General features: G+C 31.5%; 12 protein-coding genes and 1 pseudogene. 2 read left to right on the forward strand and 11 right to left on the reverse strand.

Features of this window, described 5'->3' with window-relative positions:
- Window positions 1-1,152, reverse strand: coding sequence for an aminotransferase class V-fold PLP-dependent enzyme (locus HY951_16125; protein ID MBI5541589.1), 1,152 nt, complete (start codon window positions 1,150-1,152; stop codon window positions 1-3).
- Window positions 1,153-1,224: 72 nt separating this feature from the next.
- On the opposite strand from HY951_16125, the gene HY951_16130 reads away from it, so the two are divergent.
- Entirely contained in the window at window positions 1,225-1,896 is a 672-nt protein-coding gene (locus HY951_16130; protein MBI5541590.1) for a DNA alkylation repair protein, read from the forward strand.
- Between the two features lie 11 nt (window positions 1,897-1,907).
- Here the strand turns inward: HY951_16130 and HY951_16135 are convergent, their stop codons facing one another.
- From HY951_16135 to HY951_16145, 3 genes are read right to left on the reverse strand one after another with little or no spacing between them, the layout of a single operon-like run.
- Window positions 1,908-2,339, reverse strand: coding sequence for a hypothetical protein (locus HY951_16135; protein MBI5541591.1), 432 nt, complete (start codon window positions 2,337-2,339; stop codon window positions 1,908-1,910).
- Window positions 2,340-2,341: 2 nt separating this feature from the next.
- Window positions 2,342-6,595 (reverse strand): gliding motility-associated C-terminal domain-containing protein, encoded by a 4,254-nt coding sequence (locus tag HY951_16140; protein ID MBI5541592.1) that lies wholly within the window; start codon window positions 6,593-6,595, stop codon window positions 2,342-2,344.
- A gap of 8 nt (window positions 6,596-6,603) precedes the next feature.
- Entirely contained in the window at window positions 6,604-7,095 is a 492-nt protein-coding gene (locus HY951_16145) for a hypothetical protein (GenBank protein MBI5541593.1), read from the reverse strand.
- Between the two features lie 201 nt (window positions 7,096-7,296).
- Here HY951_16145 and HY951_16150 point away from each other — a divergent pair, with 201 nt between their 5' ends.
- Window positions 7,297-7,626, forward strand: a complete 330-nt coding sequence (locus HY951_16150) for a DMT family protein (GenBank protein ID MBI5541594.1) — start codon at window positions 7,297-7,299, stop codon at window positions 7,624-7,626.
- A gap of 61 nt (window positions 7,627-7,687) precedes the next feature.
- Here the strand turns inward: HY951_16150 and HY951_16155 are convergent, their stop codons facing one another.
- The 7 genes and pseudogenes from HY951_16155 to HY951_16185 all read right to left on the reverse strand — a co-directional run bounded on the left by HY951_16155 (window position 7,688) and on the right by HY951_16185 (window position 17,712).
- Window positions 7,688-9,553: a T9SS type A sorting domain-containing protein gene (locus HY951_16155; protein MBI5541595.1), complete on the reverse strand. Its 1,866-nt coding sequence runs from the start codon at window positions 9,551-9,553 to the stop codon at window positions 7,688-7,690.
- Window positions 9,554-9,650: 97 nt separating this feature from the next.
- Window positions 9,651-12,440, reverse strand: coding sequence for a DUF3352 domain-containing protein (locus tag HY951_16160; protein MBI5541596.1), 2,790 nt, complete (start codon window positions 12,438-12,440; stop codon window positions 9,651-9,653).
- 547 nt (window positions 12,441-12,987) lie between these two features.
- Entirely contained in the window at window positions 12,988-13,737 is a 750-nt protein-coding gene (locus HY951_16165; GenBank protein MBI5541597.1) for a response regulator transcription factor, read from the reverse strand.
- Window positions 13,738-13,748: 11 nt separating this feature from the next.
- Window positions 13,749-15,170 (reverse strand): histidine kinase, encoded by a 1,422-nt coding sequence (locus HY951_16170; protein ID MBI5541598.1) that lies wholly within the window; start codon window positions 15,168-15,170, stop codon window positions 13,749-13,751.
- 9 nt (window positions 15,171-15,179) lie between these two features.
- Window positions 15,180-15,338 (reverse strand): annotated as a pseudogene (locus HY951_16175) (hypothetical protein).
- A gap of 15 nt (window positions 15,339-15,353) precedes the next feature.
- Window positions 15,354-16,907, reverse strand: a complete 1,554-nt coding sequence (locus HY951_16180) for a hypothetical protein (GenBank protein ID MBI5541599.1) — start codon at window positions 16,905-16,907, stop codon at window positions 15,354-15,356.
- A gap of 37 nt (window positions 16,908-16,944) precedes the next feature.
- Window positions 16,945-17,712, reverse strand: a complete 768-nt coding sequence (locus tag HY951_16185) for a response regulator transcription factor (protein MBI5541600.1) — start codon at window positions 17,710-17,712, stop codon at window positions 16,945-16,947.
- Window positions 17,713-17,721 lie beyond the last annotated feature (9 nt).

A 17,721-nucleotide genomic window follows, 5' to 3' on the forward strand; every position in this document is an offset into this window, starting at 1 on the left:
TTACTTTGTTTTTTTGAATTCGGTTAAAGCTTCAATTAATTTATCAATATCCTCAAAATTATTAAAAATATTAAAAGCTATTCTAATTACCCCACCTCTTAAAGAAGTATAAACATTTTTTGATTCTAAAAAGAAAACTGCTTTTGAGTTCAGCTCGGCACCCATTGTAATTGAGATTATTGCTGAACGCTCTTGTATTGAATCTACCGGCGAAACAATTTTAATTTCTACCTGATTTAGTTTCTTTATTAAATAATCGCCGAGTTCAAATAATCTTGACACTATGTTATCAAAGCCTATATTATTTAGATAAGCCATTGAAGCTTTAAGGCCTATAAGGGTTTGAAGATTATATGTGCCGGTATAGTATTTTCTTGATGAAGAATGTAAGCTAAAAGGTTCATTTTTCCCTGCATGTATTAATTCCATACCTGTATCAACAGAAAGCCATCCTGCTATTGGACTTGCAAATCGCTCTCTAAACTCAGGAGAAGTATAAAAAATTGTTCCTGTATGCCCTATAAAACCCCATTTATGAATAGAGCAGGTCATAACATCAATATTAAATTCTTTTACATTAACATTAAAAAGTGGAAATCCCTGAGTAGCATTAACAACAAACAAAATATTTTTTTGTTTTAATAATTGTCCTAATTTCTTTAAATCCTGCCTGAAACCTGTACCAAACTGAACATAAGATGTAACAACGGCTAAAGTATTTTCATCAACTGCCGACATTATATCATCAATATTAAATCTAGAATTGATTGGGTTAACATATTTCATTGTTATACCCTTATATTCATAAGGTACAGTGTTTGAAGGAAATTCATCAAACATTGAGACTATATTAAATTGAGTTTTAACAGTATCTATAAAAGACAAAGCCAATAATGACATTGCATAAGAATTACTTGGAACAATGTTCACATTATCTGCTTCGGTATTTAGCATTGATGCTAACACACCCCTAAGTCTTTCAGTTTCTATCAGATCTTCCATAAAATGTATATCGCCATACTGATTTAGCTTAGTATATGCTTTAATTATTGCATCCAATACCTGATTTGGCAATGGTGACATACCCGCACTTTGAAAATATACAGTATTTCTTGCTACTGGAAAATCATCTCTTATCTGTTCCCAATTCATATTATATTATTTTATACCAAAAGTAATTTATTTTGTTTGAATGTGTAATTTTGATCACTAAATTTTAATAAGATGGAAAATATTGAAGCAATACTATTCTGGCTTAACGAGAACAAAAACGATAGTTTCCGTATTAAAATGGAAAGATTTGCAATAAAAACAGATACAGCTTTTGGAATAAGAGTTCCATTGCTTAGAAATTTTGCAAAAATAATTGGAAAAAACACTGAATTAGCTCGCGAACTTTGGAAGTCAAATTATCATGAAGCTCGGATTATTTCCGTTTTAATTTCTAAACATAACGAATTAACCGAAAAAGATATGGATCAATGGGTTAATGATTTTAATTCTTGGGATATTTGCGATCAGGCATGCATGAATATTTTTGACAAAACTCCTTTTGCTGATAAAAAAATACACGAATGGGCATTACGTGAAGAAGAATTTGTGCGACGCGCAGCTTTTGCATTAATCGCGAGTATTGCAATTCATGATAAAAAAGCTAAAAACGATAAATTTTTTCCATATTTAAATTTAATAGAGAAATACTCTTTTGATAATAGAAATTTTGTAAAAAAAGCTGTAAACTGGGCATTAAGGCAAATTGGAAAAAGAAATATAGAACTAGGAACTTTAGCAATAGAATGTTCTGAAAGACTATTAAAACAACCACATAAATCGGCACAATGGATTGCGAAAGACGCAATAAAGGAATTAAATAATAAATGGGGGTTCAGCAAATAAAAATAATATTTTTACTTTGCAACATTTGGAAGTTTTTCTAACTCATCGTCAACCTTATCATCAAAGCGAAGATTTTGTATTTGCCATTTATCTTTTGGTTTATATAAAATAAAGGAAATCTGAATAGGTTGACGGTCATATTTTATCATGTAACTTAAGAATACGTATGATTGACCGGCTTGCTTTTTAATAAATAAATCGTACCCTTCATATGGACCCAAAAGTGGAGTTGCACGGTTTAATCTTAGTTTAATGTTATCAATAACCTCTTTGCTTTGGTCCATATATTTATTAGTAGCAAAAACAAAATCAATAGCTTTATCAATTCCTGCAGTTTTATAATAAACAAAGAAGCTGTCTATTAACGATTCAGGACTAGATTGTGCTTTTGTAACATTATAAATAGCAGAAACAAAAAATAAAATAAATATCCCTTTTTTCATAATTATCTGATTACTGTTACAGCACCTGTCTTATTTCTAGTAACCCCGTTCATATCTTTAAATGAAGCCATCCATGTATATGACCCAACTTGTACAAGTTCACTGCCTTTTGCTCTGCCATCCCATCCAGTATTTATGTCATTAGTATTAAATATTATTTCTCCCCAACGATCAACAATAAATAATTTAAATGATTCAAAATCTATATTAGTTGCATAAACTTTAAACACTTCATTTCTGTCATCCGCATCAGGAGAAAAGGCAGATGGAGCATAAAAAGTATAGTCACCACTAACATTCATGTTAGATTTAGTAGTGTCAGAACAACCATAAGAATTCAATGCTATTAATGTAACAATATACTGATTAGGAATATTTAAGTATATGTGATGAGGGTTAACTTCGCTTGTAGAATCGCCATCACCAAAATACCATAAATAATCATTTGCATCTGTAGATAAGTTAATGAAATTAACTGAAGGGTTTATTATATTAACAGCTATTGGATTTGTAATAAACTTGGCATCTGGGTTTGGATATACATGAATCATTTCAGGAATTTCGGAATAAGAAGTACATCCACCCATAGAAGTAACTGTTAAAGAAACATCATAAGTTCCCGGCACTTCATAAATATGCTGAGGATTTTTAATTATACTTGTATTTGAAGAATTATCATCTCCAAAATTCCAAATATAAGTTTGCCCAATTATTGGACTTACTTCATTAAAACTTACAGTCAAAGGCGCGCAATCACTTGTAACATCTGCGAGAAAACCTATAGGAGGTGATGCTAATACAATAATATCTTTATAGAAAACAATAGGAGGAGTGCTACAATTATCTTCTACTGTTATTACATATTGTGACGAAACAAGAGGATAGTATACATATGGTAAATTAATAATAATTGTATCATTTAAACTAACTGAATATTGAGAATTACCTCCTGAAATATTGCCTGTTATCAGCACTGCTTCGCCCGGGCAAATTGTATCTTTATCTACATTTATTTCGGCAGTTAATGGTGGATATACATACACTGCTTCTATATCTGTAGCAATACATCCATGATTATCAGTAACCGTGACCTTATAATTTGTTGTAACATTTGGCAACACATGAATTAGGGTATCAGTTTGTCCTGTATTCCATAAATAAGAATACCAGGCTGTTCCGCCAGTTGCAGAAACAATAATATTAGCAGTATCTCCTATACAAATTCTAACATTTTCTGTTATTGAAGCGAACAACTCACCCGGCTCAATTATTTTAACACTATCCACAACAGAGCAATTATGACTATCAGTTACTGTAACATAATATATTCCTGCATAAAGGGTATTAATATCTTCAAGAGAAGAACCGGTATTCCACTCAATAACATAAGGCGGAACACCACCAGTTACTGTTAAATCTGCAGCTCCATTAACCTCTCCAAAACAACGAACATCAGTTGCTATAATTATTGTTGCTACTGCCTGAGGAGGCTCAGAAACTGTAGCATTTGTTGTATAACTGCATAAATTAAAATCAGTAATTGTTACTGAGTAATTACCTGCAAGTATATTATTTAAATCCTGAGTTGTTTGCCCTGAACTCCATTCATATGCATATGGAAGCGTGCCTCCGGTTGGACTAACATTTATTGCACCTATGCTTAAGCCATGGCACAAAACATCTGTAACAATATAAGTGGCAGATAACGGCGCTTGTGGCTGAGTAATATAAATACTAGATACAGATGTACACAAATTCTGATCAGTAATAGTTACTGTATAATCACCATAAGACAAATTAGAAAGATCTTCGGTAATCTCACCATTATTCCATATAAAGTTATAAGGTGGAACGCCTCCACTTACAATTAAATTTGCTGTACCATCGGAAAGTCCGTAACAACTGACATTTGTTGAGGCAATAGCTGATAATAGTAGTGGTGGTTGAGTAACTGTCTCAGTAAATATCTCTGTACATAAATGAGTATCTGTAACGGTTACAGTGTATGTATTCGCTGTTAAATTACTAATATCCTGCACAGTATTACCATTTGACCAATTATAAGTATAACCTGGACTTCCACCAACAACAGTTATAGAAATAGCGCCATTGTTCCCATTAAAACAAAGTACATGAACAATTGAATCCAGAGTTATTAAAACAGGAGCAGCAGGTTCTGTAATAGTTGTTGTGGCAGTTTGTGGACATCCTGCAGCATCTGTTACCGAAAGAGAATAAATACCTGCTGGCAAATTAATAGCATTTGGATTTACTCCACCAATAGGAGTCCATTGATAAGTATAGCCCGGAGTTCCTCCCCAAACATTTGAAGTTATAGAACCTGTAATTCCTCCGTTACATAATACATGAGTTGGGGTTAATGTTACAAAAATTGGTGGATTAGTCTCAGTAATCGTATCAACTGCAGTTAATGTACAACCATTAATATCGCTGACTGTTATACCATAAATTCCGGACAGTAATCCGGTCTGAGTATTTACATTTGAAAACGATGTATCTATTACTCCATTTGACCATGTAAAAATATATGGTAATGTCCCATAATTCATTGTTATGGTAATGTTACCAATACTATCACCAAAACAAACATTATCATTATCGGTAACAGAAACAATTTCCATCACTGGATTTGGTATCATTATTATTCCATCAAATGTAGTGTCAGTATCAAAACCTGCTAATTCCCACGTGTTATTATACCAGGTTAATGGTATATATCCCAACGGAAGCGACAAATCTACCAATGGTCCTATATGATAATCCCAATCCAGAATATGTGGTGGATCAATATCTCCATCACCATCATCATATATCGGACCACCATGGCTATCTTTCAATGCACAATATGGTTCATTTGTTATTTCGGGCGAACAAATTTCATAATAACATGTAGAATCAGCACAATTAAAAGGCACTTTTATGCAAAATTCGGGAACAGTAACTGATTTTAAAATTGGAAATGGTATGTGAATATCAAATTCAAGAGCTGTTAAAAGGAAAGTAAAAGCAATACTATCCCATACATGATTTGTAAAATCATTATCAAGATGTGCTGCTATACCTATTGGCATTTGTGGCCAACCAAAGCATGGATAACGATAATTAAAATCCATACATGTTGCAAAAGCTATTGAATCTGAAACACCCTGATCAACTATAGCATTCCCATTATTTGGGTCTGAAACAAAATACTCTACAGGAGTTGGAAACGTAAACACAGTATTTACAGTCGGGTTGAAAGTAAGATCCTGCTGCATAGTGTTAGTTATAGACATATGTGCTGTAAGCAAGGAGTAGTCAATAGTAATTCCTCCTCCAGCGTCATATGTGCCATTTAGCATACCTAAAAATTGTTGAATAGCCGGACCCTGTGGTGGTGGAATTAGCCCTGCAACTGCTGAAAGAAATTGAATAATATCTATATCAAGATTCATGTAGGTACTATCACCATTGGCTCCCAAAATCTGATGACATTGATCTGTACTATCTAACCAGTCAGTTGTTTCAATATATGGCAATGTTATCCATCCACTCAACCCTATTCCAAATAAATTGTTAAATGTTATCGGTAAAATTGTATCATGACAAAAACCAAAACCTAAAGGGCTACTTGGATCTGCACATGGATAAATGGTTTCACCGGTTAGTCCGTTTAGATAAAAAATTACAATTGAATCGGTAGGTACCTGAATGTTCATAATACTTATACTATCACAACCAACCAAACAAACATCTGCATCGATATTAAGGCCAAAACCAAAATCAAGATCTAGAGAAATTACACCAGCCTGTGGAAAATGAGAATACAATTCCCAACCTGGCTGAACTTCGTAATCTGAGTGTATTGTTACAACTTCACCAGGATTAAAAGTATAATTATTAGGAACCTCTAAATTTATTTCAACAGGATAATCAACATCTAACCACCCAGTTGTCCATCCATGCATATCAAAAGTAGAACCCACAACAAACCATGTGTCAATATTAAACATAGCTCCTACAGGTTCGCCCAATATAGTATCCATATATCCAATTGAAATTGCTGTATCAAAAGCTACATGAAATAAATCAAAATTTACATTTATGTTAAAAGGACTACCATTGGGTCCCCACATATTTTGATTAGAAGTTGAATAAGGAATGTCGTGATTTATGAAATAAGTCTGGGCATTACTATTGCTATGCAGGCAAATAGCAATAATTAAAATAAATAATATGCGAGTAATCCATTTCATTTATTTTACTATTTGCTATCATTAAATTTAACTGTAAGCAAACTCTCTCTTAATACAGGATACAACAATTTTTTCAACAATGCAGGATAATTAGCAGTTAACCATATTGTTCGGTTATAATCACCGGTAAAAAACATCATTCTTTCAAACTGAAGAACTTTTTTTGAAGTATCATTTGAAGTAGTTTGAAAACTAAGAGTATATAATTTCCCTTCCATTCCCAATGCAGTTTTAACATCTTCACATGAAATTAACACGGCATTTTGTGTATTAAAATATTCAGACGTAAGACCTTCTGCTACCTGCAGATATGACGTCCCATCAACAGCAGTTGCAGTAATTGAGGCAGAACTGCCAAGATGAATAAAACCGTTGATTTTTTCAACAAATTTGAAATGGGCTGGAGGAGTAATTAATATTTCAGTATTTGGAATTAGGTATGGCTTGACCTTGCCAGACTTTAATGTATCAGCAGTTTGAGCATATGACGCAAATGTCAAACAGAATAATATTATACACAACAAAAATAATTTCATTACAGTTTTCTGTAAGTTAAAAAAGTAAAAAGAGGTATTCCTTGGTTTATAAATACGAATGCAAATTATAAAATTTTTATGACTTTTAAAAGATAACAAAACATGTTTTTAGTCATTAAAAATCTTTATTTAAACCATAAAATTATCTTTGTAAAAAAATAAATTATGTGGACAATTCTTTTACTAACCGTTTCAAATATTTTTATGACTATTGCCTGGTATGGTCATTTAAAATTTAAAGATGTAACATTATGGAAAGTTGTACTTATTTCCTGGCTTATTGCATTTGTTGAATATTGTTTTATGGTTCCTGCTAACAGAGTTGGATACGGTCAGTTTAATGCATTTGAACTTAAAACAATTCAGGAAGTGATTAGTCTTGTAGTTTTCTCTGCTTTTGCAATTATATATTTAAACGAGAGTTTAAAATGGAATTATATAGTAGGCTTTGCTTTTATAGTACTTGCAGTATTTTTTATTTTTAAGAAGTGGTAAATAAATACAAGTTTAAATCCTTTTTAAATGCCAGGTAAAAAGACCTAACAAAAAAATAATTCTAGTGCTTAACTAGCTTTGTGCTTTTCCTATAACCATTTGTACCTGTAACACAAATTTCATAAATTGATTTTGGAAAATCTGAAATATCAAATTCTAGTTTACCCTCATTTGTATTAATCTTTTTAATTGCTAGTCTTTCACCTAACAAATTATACATTTCAATGGATAAAGCTTCAGCATTTTCAGGCAACCTCCATTCAACTTTTACTAATGAAGTACATGCAGGGTTTGGAGATATTGACAAATAAATATTATCTGATAAAGGATCAGATATAGTTGTACAATTTTGAACAAAAACAGAATCAGTAACTCTATAATTACAAAGAGTATCAGCATAGACCATTTGCCCATAACAATTCACAGAGAAATCATCAATATTCCATCCGTTATAATTAACAGAACCATCTGTAGATCCCATACCAAATCGTACCATAAAACTGGAGTTATTATTTGCAATACTCACAGGATATTCTCTAAAGGTCCATGAAGATTCGGATACAGTACTAATATTAGCATATAATGAATTCCAGGTTAATCCACCATTTCCAGAAACCTCTATATACATGTGATCAAAGCTTGCCGATTCGCATCCGCTTAAACTATAGAATTGAATTGAACATGTATTAAAATTACTACAATTAATTATGGGAGAACTAAGCCAATATGTTTGATTCATACTATTTGGATAACAACCTCCAATATAATTTCCTATAATATTATTATCTAAAGTTGAAGCTGTATTATCCTGAGACGGATCTTGAGCACCGGAACATCCAACACTTGCAACAGCAGGACCACGGGACCATTCGACCCCATATCCGGTCCAACCTTTATCTGTACTAAAGTCATCATAAAACACAGGCTGTAATCCATTAATTGTATCATTAATAATTGTATAATAATTGTAATAAATTGTATTCATTCCAGCTGACGCTAAAGAAGGATTAAATAAATTTCCCTGCATTGCCGAACCTGAAAATGTTCCACCTGCAGGAATTCCAGTTAATGCTACTGGCATTTCATTATGGCAGATTGTATCCATCAAACCCGAAAAAGATAATGGAATGCTATCATAAACTGTAATAAAAACTGTGTCAGATAGTATTATTGGCAAATTAGTATAAGTTACAGTTAGCCACATTGAACTATCCGGATAAAACAATGGAGGGTTTTGACCATTATAAAAAAGTCCATTTGCAGTATTCCAGACGGTATTTCCATTAGAAGCAGAATAATTGCTTGTTGTTATTGTGACATTATCCAGCCCCCAATGGTCAAAATCATTGCCTGAAGTCACATCCTGATACCATCTGAACCAAACATTACCACTTGTAATTAAATGAAAACAGTATCTATTCCAACTAGTCATTATAGGGTCATAACCACCTAAAGGATCCCAATAACCCAGATCTACCCAGGGACCGCCTTGACCGGTATTTGAATATTGAAAATGCACCCCTTCTGTTGCCATATCTGGACCTTCGCAGGGAGTTGAATTAGATTGACTTGCATAGGTCATATCAAAACAAATATCAACTGAATCTGAAACAACGTACACTGTAGATATTACTTCCCTTGGGAAAGTAGAAGCCGGACCAATCCATAAATAAGTACTACCATCAGAACCAGCACCACATGGATTAGTAAACATAGGAGATGAAGGAGAAAACCACCCTACATTTAGCGAACCACTATTAAAATTAGAATCATCTAAAGTATCAGCACATATTATACTTGACGAAAGTTGAACCGGAGTTCCTTCACAAATATTAAATTCTGTTTGCGACACAGTTAAATTACATTGCGCAAAAGTTAAAGAGGATATTAAAAAAGAAACCAGTAAACTAATTATATATTTTCTCATACTTAAAATTATTATAATCGGTTGAAATATACAACTTATGAGAATAAAAAGCAAATAATTATTTATTAGTTCAAAATTTTATTTTTTTTAATAAAGCTTAATAAACCTCATAATTGTAAAGAAAACCATCTTTATTTCCTACAATAAGATTATACATTCTTTCATTAGTGCTAAAATGACTAATACTAAATGGCGTACCTCCATCAAGCGGAAAACCCTTAGGCAATTTTCCATCTTTATCAATTAAGTATATTTTGTTATTTTCTTTACATACAATTCCTATTTTATGCCGCGCACCAGGAAACTCATAATAAACAGGGCGAAATAATGGAGTTTCCGAAAAATCATATGAACAGGTCTTTTTCTTTAACCGATTATAAATTGAGAGTTCGTCCTGGTCAAGATAAATAAATTCGCAATACCCATCGCCATCCATGTCATGATAATCAAAAAAATGATTTTGTGTAAAATTACCAATATTCTGTTTTTTTACTGTACCGTCAAAGTAAATATATCTAATACCTCCATCAACAGTAGTTGTAACTAACCTATCTTCTGTTTCTGGATTTTTTTGCTCATAAAAGAAACGACTTTTACGGTTTATGGGAAAATATTCTTTAAGTTTAATTACTTCCTTCCCTTTACGATCAAGAAGATAACAATTTAAAGTATCTGCAAATACTACGTAATTTTTATCTTTTACTTTAAAGAACTGAATAGGCTGATAAACAAAATTATCAGTTTGTTCGAATTTCCAATCCTTAACAATATTCCCATCAGGTGTATAACAATATATCTTTTTATCAGAACAAGCAACAAAAATTCTAATATTTCCTTTTCCGTCAAAGTCAACTATACTAATACCATTTGTTGCGGGCGACTGTAGTTTTATAGGAAATCGTTCAAGATAATCACCGTTTCTATCTATTAAATAAATATAATTTCTTGTGTTAAAAAGGTATTGTAGTTTTTTATTTTTAAAAGCATCAACCTGAAAAACATCACTCAAAATTGTTTCGGTAATATTATTTTTCCAAAGTATTCTACCTGTACTGTTTATCAGGTAAAGTGTTCGCCCATCGTCCTGAACAAATACTTCTTTCTCATCAGTTAAATGATTTATAAGAAAATATGGCTTTTGAGATATTGTAGAATCTAAGCGACTTTCCCAAATAGTATGGGTTTTTTCTTTAATCTCAGGATTATATTTAATAATAATACTATTGTAAATCATCCCTCTTGAAACATTCATCTGACAGGAAATAGCATCAAGTCTTTTAAACACCTCAAAATTTGCATTAAATATTTGCGATAATTCTTTATTTAAAAAACCAGAAGCAAAGTCTTTTGCTCTTGATAAATCGATATAAAAAAGAAAATTACTTTTAGAATCTAGATTTTCAGTATAGCTCTGGTAAAAGCCATCATTAGCCAGAGTTTTTTTAAGCAAATATGAATGATGAAGCTTTTTTAAAGCAAGTTTTGAAGAACTAAACACTAAGTAATTATCTAAATATGTAAAATAAGAAGTTGGAACACGGTCAAACACATTTCCAAAAAGCAATCCTCCAATATTTTTAATCGGAAACGAGTAAACAGGAAATGAGGTTTCTGCGTCTATAACACATTGCGATTGATAAGATTCGGGCTTTCTATTTTGAACCTGTGCAATTCTGTTTATTAATAAATTCATTCCTTCTTCGGTAAGACTTCTGCTTTTTGTTTTAATAAAAACATATTCCGACTTTACAGAATCATTTGCATTTAATTGATTATCGGCAAAAGCCATTACAACTTCACCATCTATTATACTACCGAATGCTGCTTCGATATCAATTTTATAACTCTTTTTTATAAAATCGATGTCTTTATTATAGGTATTTATTTTTCCACCAGCTTCTAGATAATTTTTATAATCAGTCATGTATTTTTTAAAATCAGAGATGCCTAAAAAAAGATAAGAATACACATCGCCAGGCATAACTTCTGAAGTAGAAAATTTCTGAGGCTCCTGATTCATGAAAATATTCGTGTAATTTGCGATAGAATCACCAGGGTATGTAAACCCATTAAACATAAACATATCAGGCTTTACATGAAAATCAATCTCGCTCCACTCGGCAATATTAGTTGAAGCTGAAACAGATTTCTGATAACAATTTGCAAGTTGAACAGAAACTAAGCCCGGAAAGGCTTTATGGTTTACATAAATATTTCCATCAACATTTTTACCCGCTGTCTCCAATACTTTTCTAAATCCGGGTTTATCTAACAACGAGTAGTCGGATTGCACCTGACGAATAGCATCTTCAACAAGTAATGAAGATTCGCTAAAAACAAAAACTCCCTGTGAAATTGCCCAGCTGAAATTTTTTATTTTTGATTCATCAGGTAGTATTGTTTCATACATTATTGTTTCGTTATAATTTCTTTCGTTTATACGAATACTATCTCCAAACTCGGTTTTTAAAAAAGTTTTTATTTTTTCTTCAGTTATAAATGAGCCAAAATTCATTAAAAAAAGAGTTTCGTATCTTTTTTTACCTGAAAGGTGAACTGATACAATTAGTGGTCCTTTTGCCGAAACAGCAGCTAGTTCTTTTGAATTAATAAACAGACTATCGAGCCACGAAACCTTTGAATTTATTTCATTAATTTCTGTTACCTGAATTAACAAATTCCACACATTACTTTTAGTTTGCAGATGGTTAAAGAAAGTAGTAGCATTTTTACATTCAACTACAATTGCTGCATCTGTAGGAACAGCTTTTAAAAGCTGAGTTACTACTATTTCTTCTTTATTGTAATAAAAATAACCTATTACCGAACCTGAAATAATAATTAATGCAAGTAGCAATAATAATATATTCCTAACTATTTTGCCCATAGTACAAAAATTTTCAATTCAAACGTACACGTTTTTTAACTTCAATATTCGCACACAAGTTAAAACTTATCAAACATCTGTGTTTAATAACTATGTTAAACCGAGAATCCATTATATCACTCTTAGTTAAAAGCAAAGCATAAAATATTTTGTTGTAGTAGAACTCCAACAAATGTAATCCCAGGCTCATTTTCTGGTTTATTAAAGATCTTTTTAAACAATTCGCTGCACCGTCGTGGCCAATGTCATTGACTTAAGCTAAAACTCCCTGTAGTTCTCGATTGAATTCTCCGCCGCGGCGGACTATCATTCTAGCTTGTTCCTCAGCCGCTCTGCGGCTGAGGAACAATTTCTATTTGCAACTTCGAGTAGCAAAGCGTATCGAGAAGTAAGCAAATGGATTAACAAAATTACATTTTCTTAAGTCAATGACATTGCCGCCGTGGCGGATAACAATTTATCAGTAAGGCACTTAACTTATATTTGAAAAACTTTGTGAATAATTGTTACACTTTCATTCATTGTTAAAAATTGTCTGATTTAAAAATTATAGAAATTTTTCCATTGCAAGCATAAACTCATCTTTCTTTGTTCGTGCAATATAAAGCTTAGTGCCATCAGTTAATTCAACAATTCCACCATCTGTTTTTAAATGCTTTTTTACAAAAGCAAGATTTACCGTATTTGATTTGTGAATTCTGAAGAAATTTTCAGTTGGCAGAAGGTCTTCTATTTCACTTAATCCTTTTGAGACTAGAATACTTCTGTTATTTGTTAGAACAATTTTACAATAACTTCTGTCAGCTGTAAAATACATAATTTCATCTATTGCAAGGTACTCTATTCCATTGGTAGTAGGCACAGCAATCTTTTTTACTTTTTGTACCTTCATGTGCTCGAGTAATCTTTCAATATCTGATGGCACTTTTAAATTATTTGTTTTTTGAGAAACAAAATTTGCAACTGCATTCTTTAAATCTTCAACATCAATAGGCTTTAACACATAATCAATAGCATGAAATTTAATTGCTTTTAAAGCATAATGGTCGTGAGCTGTAACAAATATTACTTTAAAATTACGTTCGGGCAAACTTTCCAGCAAATCAAATCCACTGCCACCGGTCATTTCTACATCAAGAAATAAGAGGTCGGGTTTTTTGCTAATTACTTCTTTTGCACCTTCAATTGCAGAATGTGCAAAACCAATAACTTCAACATCCGGACAATATTCTTTAAGCATTAAAGACATTGTTTGCACAGATTTTTTTTCGTCATCAACAATTATTGCCTTAATCATAATTATATATTTTATTTTTCCATAACAGGAATATTCAATTCCACTTTTGTACCAATTGGATTGCCTTTTGAATCGGTCAAGTCAAAGGTATTGATAAACATTTCGCTACCATACAATTTATTAATAAGTCGTAAACGCGATTCAGTTATTTGTGTTCCAAGTGACTGGTGATCTGGTTTAGTTTTTAATCTGATTTCTTCAGCTTTCTCTCTACCTATACCATTATCTTCTATTGAACAAAGAATTCTGCCGGCTTCTTCTTTTCTCACAGTAATTTGCAACATCCCTTTTTCTTTCCTGTGAATCAATCCATGCCTTATCGCATTTTCAACATAAGGTTGAAGTATCATTGAAGGAATCTGATAATCCAATATGCTATCATCGGGAAATACAGAAATTTTAAAATCAAACAAATTTTCAAAACGAAGTAGCTCAAGTTCTATATATAATTCAAGTGCAGTTAAATAATCCCTTAACAATATTGTATTTTGCTGGCTGTTAATAAGTATCTGTCTAATCAATTTTGAGAACATTGAGATATACTTATTTGCCGACAATTTATCGTTCTGAAAAATAAAATATTGAATTGCATTTAAAGTATTAAAGATAAAATGAGGATTCATTTGAAGTCTTAATGCCTTTCTTTCGGTATCAAATATTTTCTTTTCCATTTCCAGCATTGTTCTCTCAATTTCATTTTTTCTTCTGATACGTTTAAGCTGAGTTCTAACAATGTAGACAATAATTAAAATAATTGTAAATGCTAATAAAATTCTGAATGTCCATGTCTGCCACCAAGGCGGTAAAATAATTAGAGTGATTACAGTTTCTTCAGATTCGCCAAAATAATTTGTTGACGAAGATTTAACTCTGAATTTATATACCCCCGGTGCAATATTGGTAAACTCTGACAGCCTATGATCGGCATCTGTTTTTATCCAATATTTATTTACATTCTCTAATTTAAACTCATAAAAAAGATTTGATCCATTTGATAAATCAAGTGATGCAAATTCAAACGAAAAAAAGTTGTCAGAATAATTTAATTGTATAGTATCACCATTAAAATATTCGCGATAATTTAATTCATTAAAAATACGGAAGCTTGTAATAACAGGTCTGGGAGGGATTTGCCTATTTGGAATTTCATCAGGTGCAAAAAGGTTAAAGCCATTCATCCCACCAAAGAATATTTCACCATTATGAGTTCGGCATTGAGCTCCGCCATTATACTCGTAACTTTGTAATCCATCTTTTACATCATAATTTACACAGGCACCATTTATAGGATTAAACCGGCATAAACCATGATTAGTATTTAGCCAGAAATAACCTGATTTATCTGGCACAACTGCATAAACGACATTATTTGGCAAGCCTTCTTTATCTGTATAATATGTAAACTTATTTTTTTTAACATCGAACTTATTCAACCCACCTCCCATTGTACATATCCATAAGTTATCATAATTATCTTCGAAAATCGAAAATATTGTATTATTATTTATTGAAGTTCCTTTATTAGAATTTGTTTTAAATACTTTAAAGTTATCTTCACTTGGATTATAAAGATTCAGACCATTATTTGTTGATATCCATATGTTTTTCTTACTATCCTAAAAAATATGATAAATAAGATTATTGCTTAAACTTGTTGAATCTGATGGATTGTTATAAAAATATTTAAATGTATTTTGCTTAGTGTTATATTTAGCTAAACCATTAGAGGTGCCTAGCCATATAAAACCATAACTATCCTGAAATATATCCCACACAGTATTGTCACATAAATAATTCTGACTTTTTTCTGCTGAGAAATTTGTTATTTCACCTGTAACAACATTTAAACGATCAACACCTGCATCATCTGTGCCAATCCACATATTACCTTCTTTATCTTTACATATTGAACGAACATTATTACTTGAAAGCGTTTTTGGTTTACCAGGTTCATTTACTAATTGCATCCATATATTTTTCTTTCTGTTCCATATATTTAGTCCTCCGGCAGTTCCTATCCATAACAAATCATTCTCATCTTCAAAAACTGCCCAAACAATGTTATTACATAAACTATTTTGGTTATAAGGTATATGGCGATAAGTATCAAATGAGAAATGATGTGGATCGATTTTGTCAACTCCCTTATATGCATTACCTATCCATATTATTCCGGATTTATCTTCATAAATACAATTAATAAAATTATTAGTAACACTAAACTGGTCGCTTGGATTATTTTTATAACTAATAAACTTTCCTGTTTTTTTGTTAAACAAGTTAAGCCCCCCACCAAAAGTTCCAACCCAGAACCGGCCTTTAGAATCTTCGAGCAAGGAGGTAACAATATTATTATTAATAGAATACCTGTCCTTTGTATTATTCACAAAACGAATAAATTTTTTATTCTTTTCGTCAAAATAATTTAGACCATTAGATGTACCAAACCATAATTTTCCTGAATTATCCTGCGTTATTGCATAAATTTGATTACTGCTAATTGAATTTAAATTATTTGATTCTGAATAATATTTAATAACTTTTTTACTCTTTTTATCAAAACAATTTAACCCATTTTCTGTCGCAATCCAGAGCAGTCCTGATTTGTCCTGAAAAATTTGATAGATAGAATCACAAGAGAATAAAGTACTGTTTCTTGAATAATTTTCAAATTTTCCTGTTGCTTTGTTAAAAACACTTATCCCATTTGTAGTACCAATCCACAACAATCCATCATTGTCTTCAGAAATACAATTAATAGTATCGCAATGAATTGCATTCAGATCTTTTCTGTTTGAAGTATATTTTGTAAATTGTTGTGTTTTTCTGTTTAATAAAGCCAGTCCCCATTCTGTACCCACCCATAGATTAGCTTTATTATCTTCATAAATTGCACGTATAGTTTGATTACCCAGATTCTGTTTATTTTCTTTAAAACCTGGCAAATAAATAACAAAGTTTAAACCATCAAAACGATTTAAACCGTCCCACGTTCCAAACCATAAAAAACCTTTACTATCCTGAATAATAGAACTTACAGAATTTTGAGAAAGTCCCTTTACAACTTTAAAATCTTCAGATGAAAAATTATTAAACCTTATTCGTGATGAATCCTGAGAAAAACAAACCACAGTTATCGCTAAGAATAGGTTCAGAAATAATATTTTCAAAAGCAATTTCATATAAATTAACAATCGGTTAATTTAATTAAACATTATGATTCTGCAAAAGAAAATGTTGCATAGCAATAGAGAACTCATCTTTTTTGACTTTTGCAATATACAATTTTGTCCCATCGGTTAATTCTACAACCCCTCCATCTGTTTTTAAATGTTTTTTCACAAAATTTAAATTAACAGTATGAGATTTATGAATTCTGAAGAAGCTATCCGAAGGAAGTAACATTTCTAATTCGCTCAAACTTTTTGAGACAATCAGATTTCTTTTCTCTCCGAGAAAAATCTGACAATAACTTCTGTCAGCTGTTATGTATAAAATTTCTTCTATTGAAATAAATTCTGTTCCATTTGTTGTTGGCACAGCAATTTTTCGGGGAGAAGACTGTTTTAAATTCATTAACAATGTACCAATATCGAGAGGAGAATAATCATCTTTAATTCTTCTTTTTTTAATTTTTTCAATTGTTATTATAATTTCTTCAATATCTACAGGTTTTAAGATATAATCGGCTGCTGAAAATTTTATAGCTTTTAATGCATAATGATTATAAGCAGTAACAAATACCACATCAAATTTTCTGTCAGGAATAGCATCAAGAACATCAAAGCCGGTTCCATTAGGCATTTCAATATCCAGAAAAACCAAATCGGGCTGAAGTTGATTTATTTTTTTTACAGCTTCTAATGGAGACTTGGCTGTACCAACAACTTCAATATCCGGACAATAATCCCTCATTATCAGTTCAAGGCTTTGAATTGCCATATTTTCATCATCAACTATTATTGTTTTAATCATAATATTAAA

It is taken from the genome of Bacteroidia bacterium, from assembly GCA_016218155.1.
Lineage (GTDB): Bacteria > Bacteroidota > Bacteroidia > Bacteroidales > GWA2-32-17 > GWA2-32-17.

Bases quoted from the DNA above. Each gene is read 5' to 3' on its own strand.
- HY951_16150 (MBI5541594.1), top strand. From the start codon at position 7,297: ATGTGGACAATTCTTTTACTAACCGTTTCAAATATTTTTATGACTATT.
- HY951_16130 (MBI5541590.1), top strand. From the start codon at position 1,225: ATGGAAAATATTGAAGCAATACTATTCTGGCTTAACGAGAACAAAAAC.
- HY951_16135 (MBI5541591.1), bottom strand. From the start codon at position 2,339: ATGAAAAAAGGGATATTTATTTTATTTTTTGTTTCTGCTATTTATAAT.
- HY951_16185 (MBI5541600.1), bottom strand. From the start codon at position 17,712: ATGATTAAAACAATAATAGTTGATGATGAAAATATGGCAATTCAAAGC.
- HY951_16165 (MBI5541597.1), bottom strand. From the start codon at position 13,737: ATGATTAAGGCAATAATTGTTGATGACGAAAAAAAATCTGTGCAAACA.
- HY951_16140 (MBI5541592.1), bottom strand. From the start codon at position 6,595: ATGAAATGGATTACTCGCATATTATTTATTTTAATTATTGCTATTTGC.
- HY951_16125 (MBI5541589.1), bottom strand. From the start codon at position 1,152: ATGAATTGGGAACAGATAAGAGATGATTTTCCAGTAGCAAGAAATACT.
- HY951_16155 (MBI5541595.1), bottom strand. From the start codon at position 9,553: ATGAGAAAATATATAATTAGTTTACTGGTTTCTTTTTTAATATCCTCT.
- HY951_16160 (MBI5541596.1), bottom strand. From the start codon at position 12,440: ATGGGCAAAATAGTTAGGAATATATTATTATTGCTACTTGCATTAATT.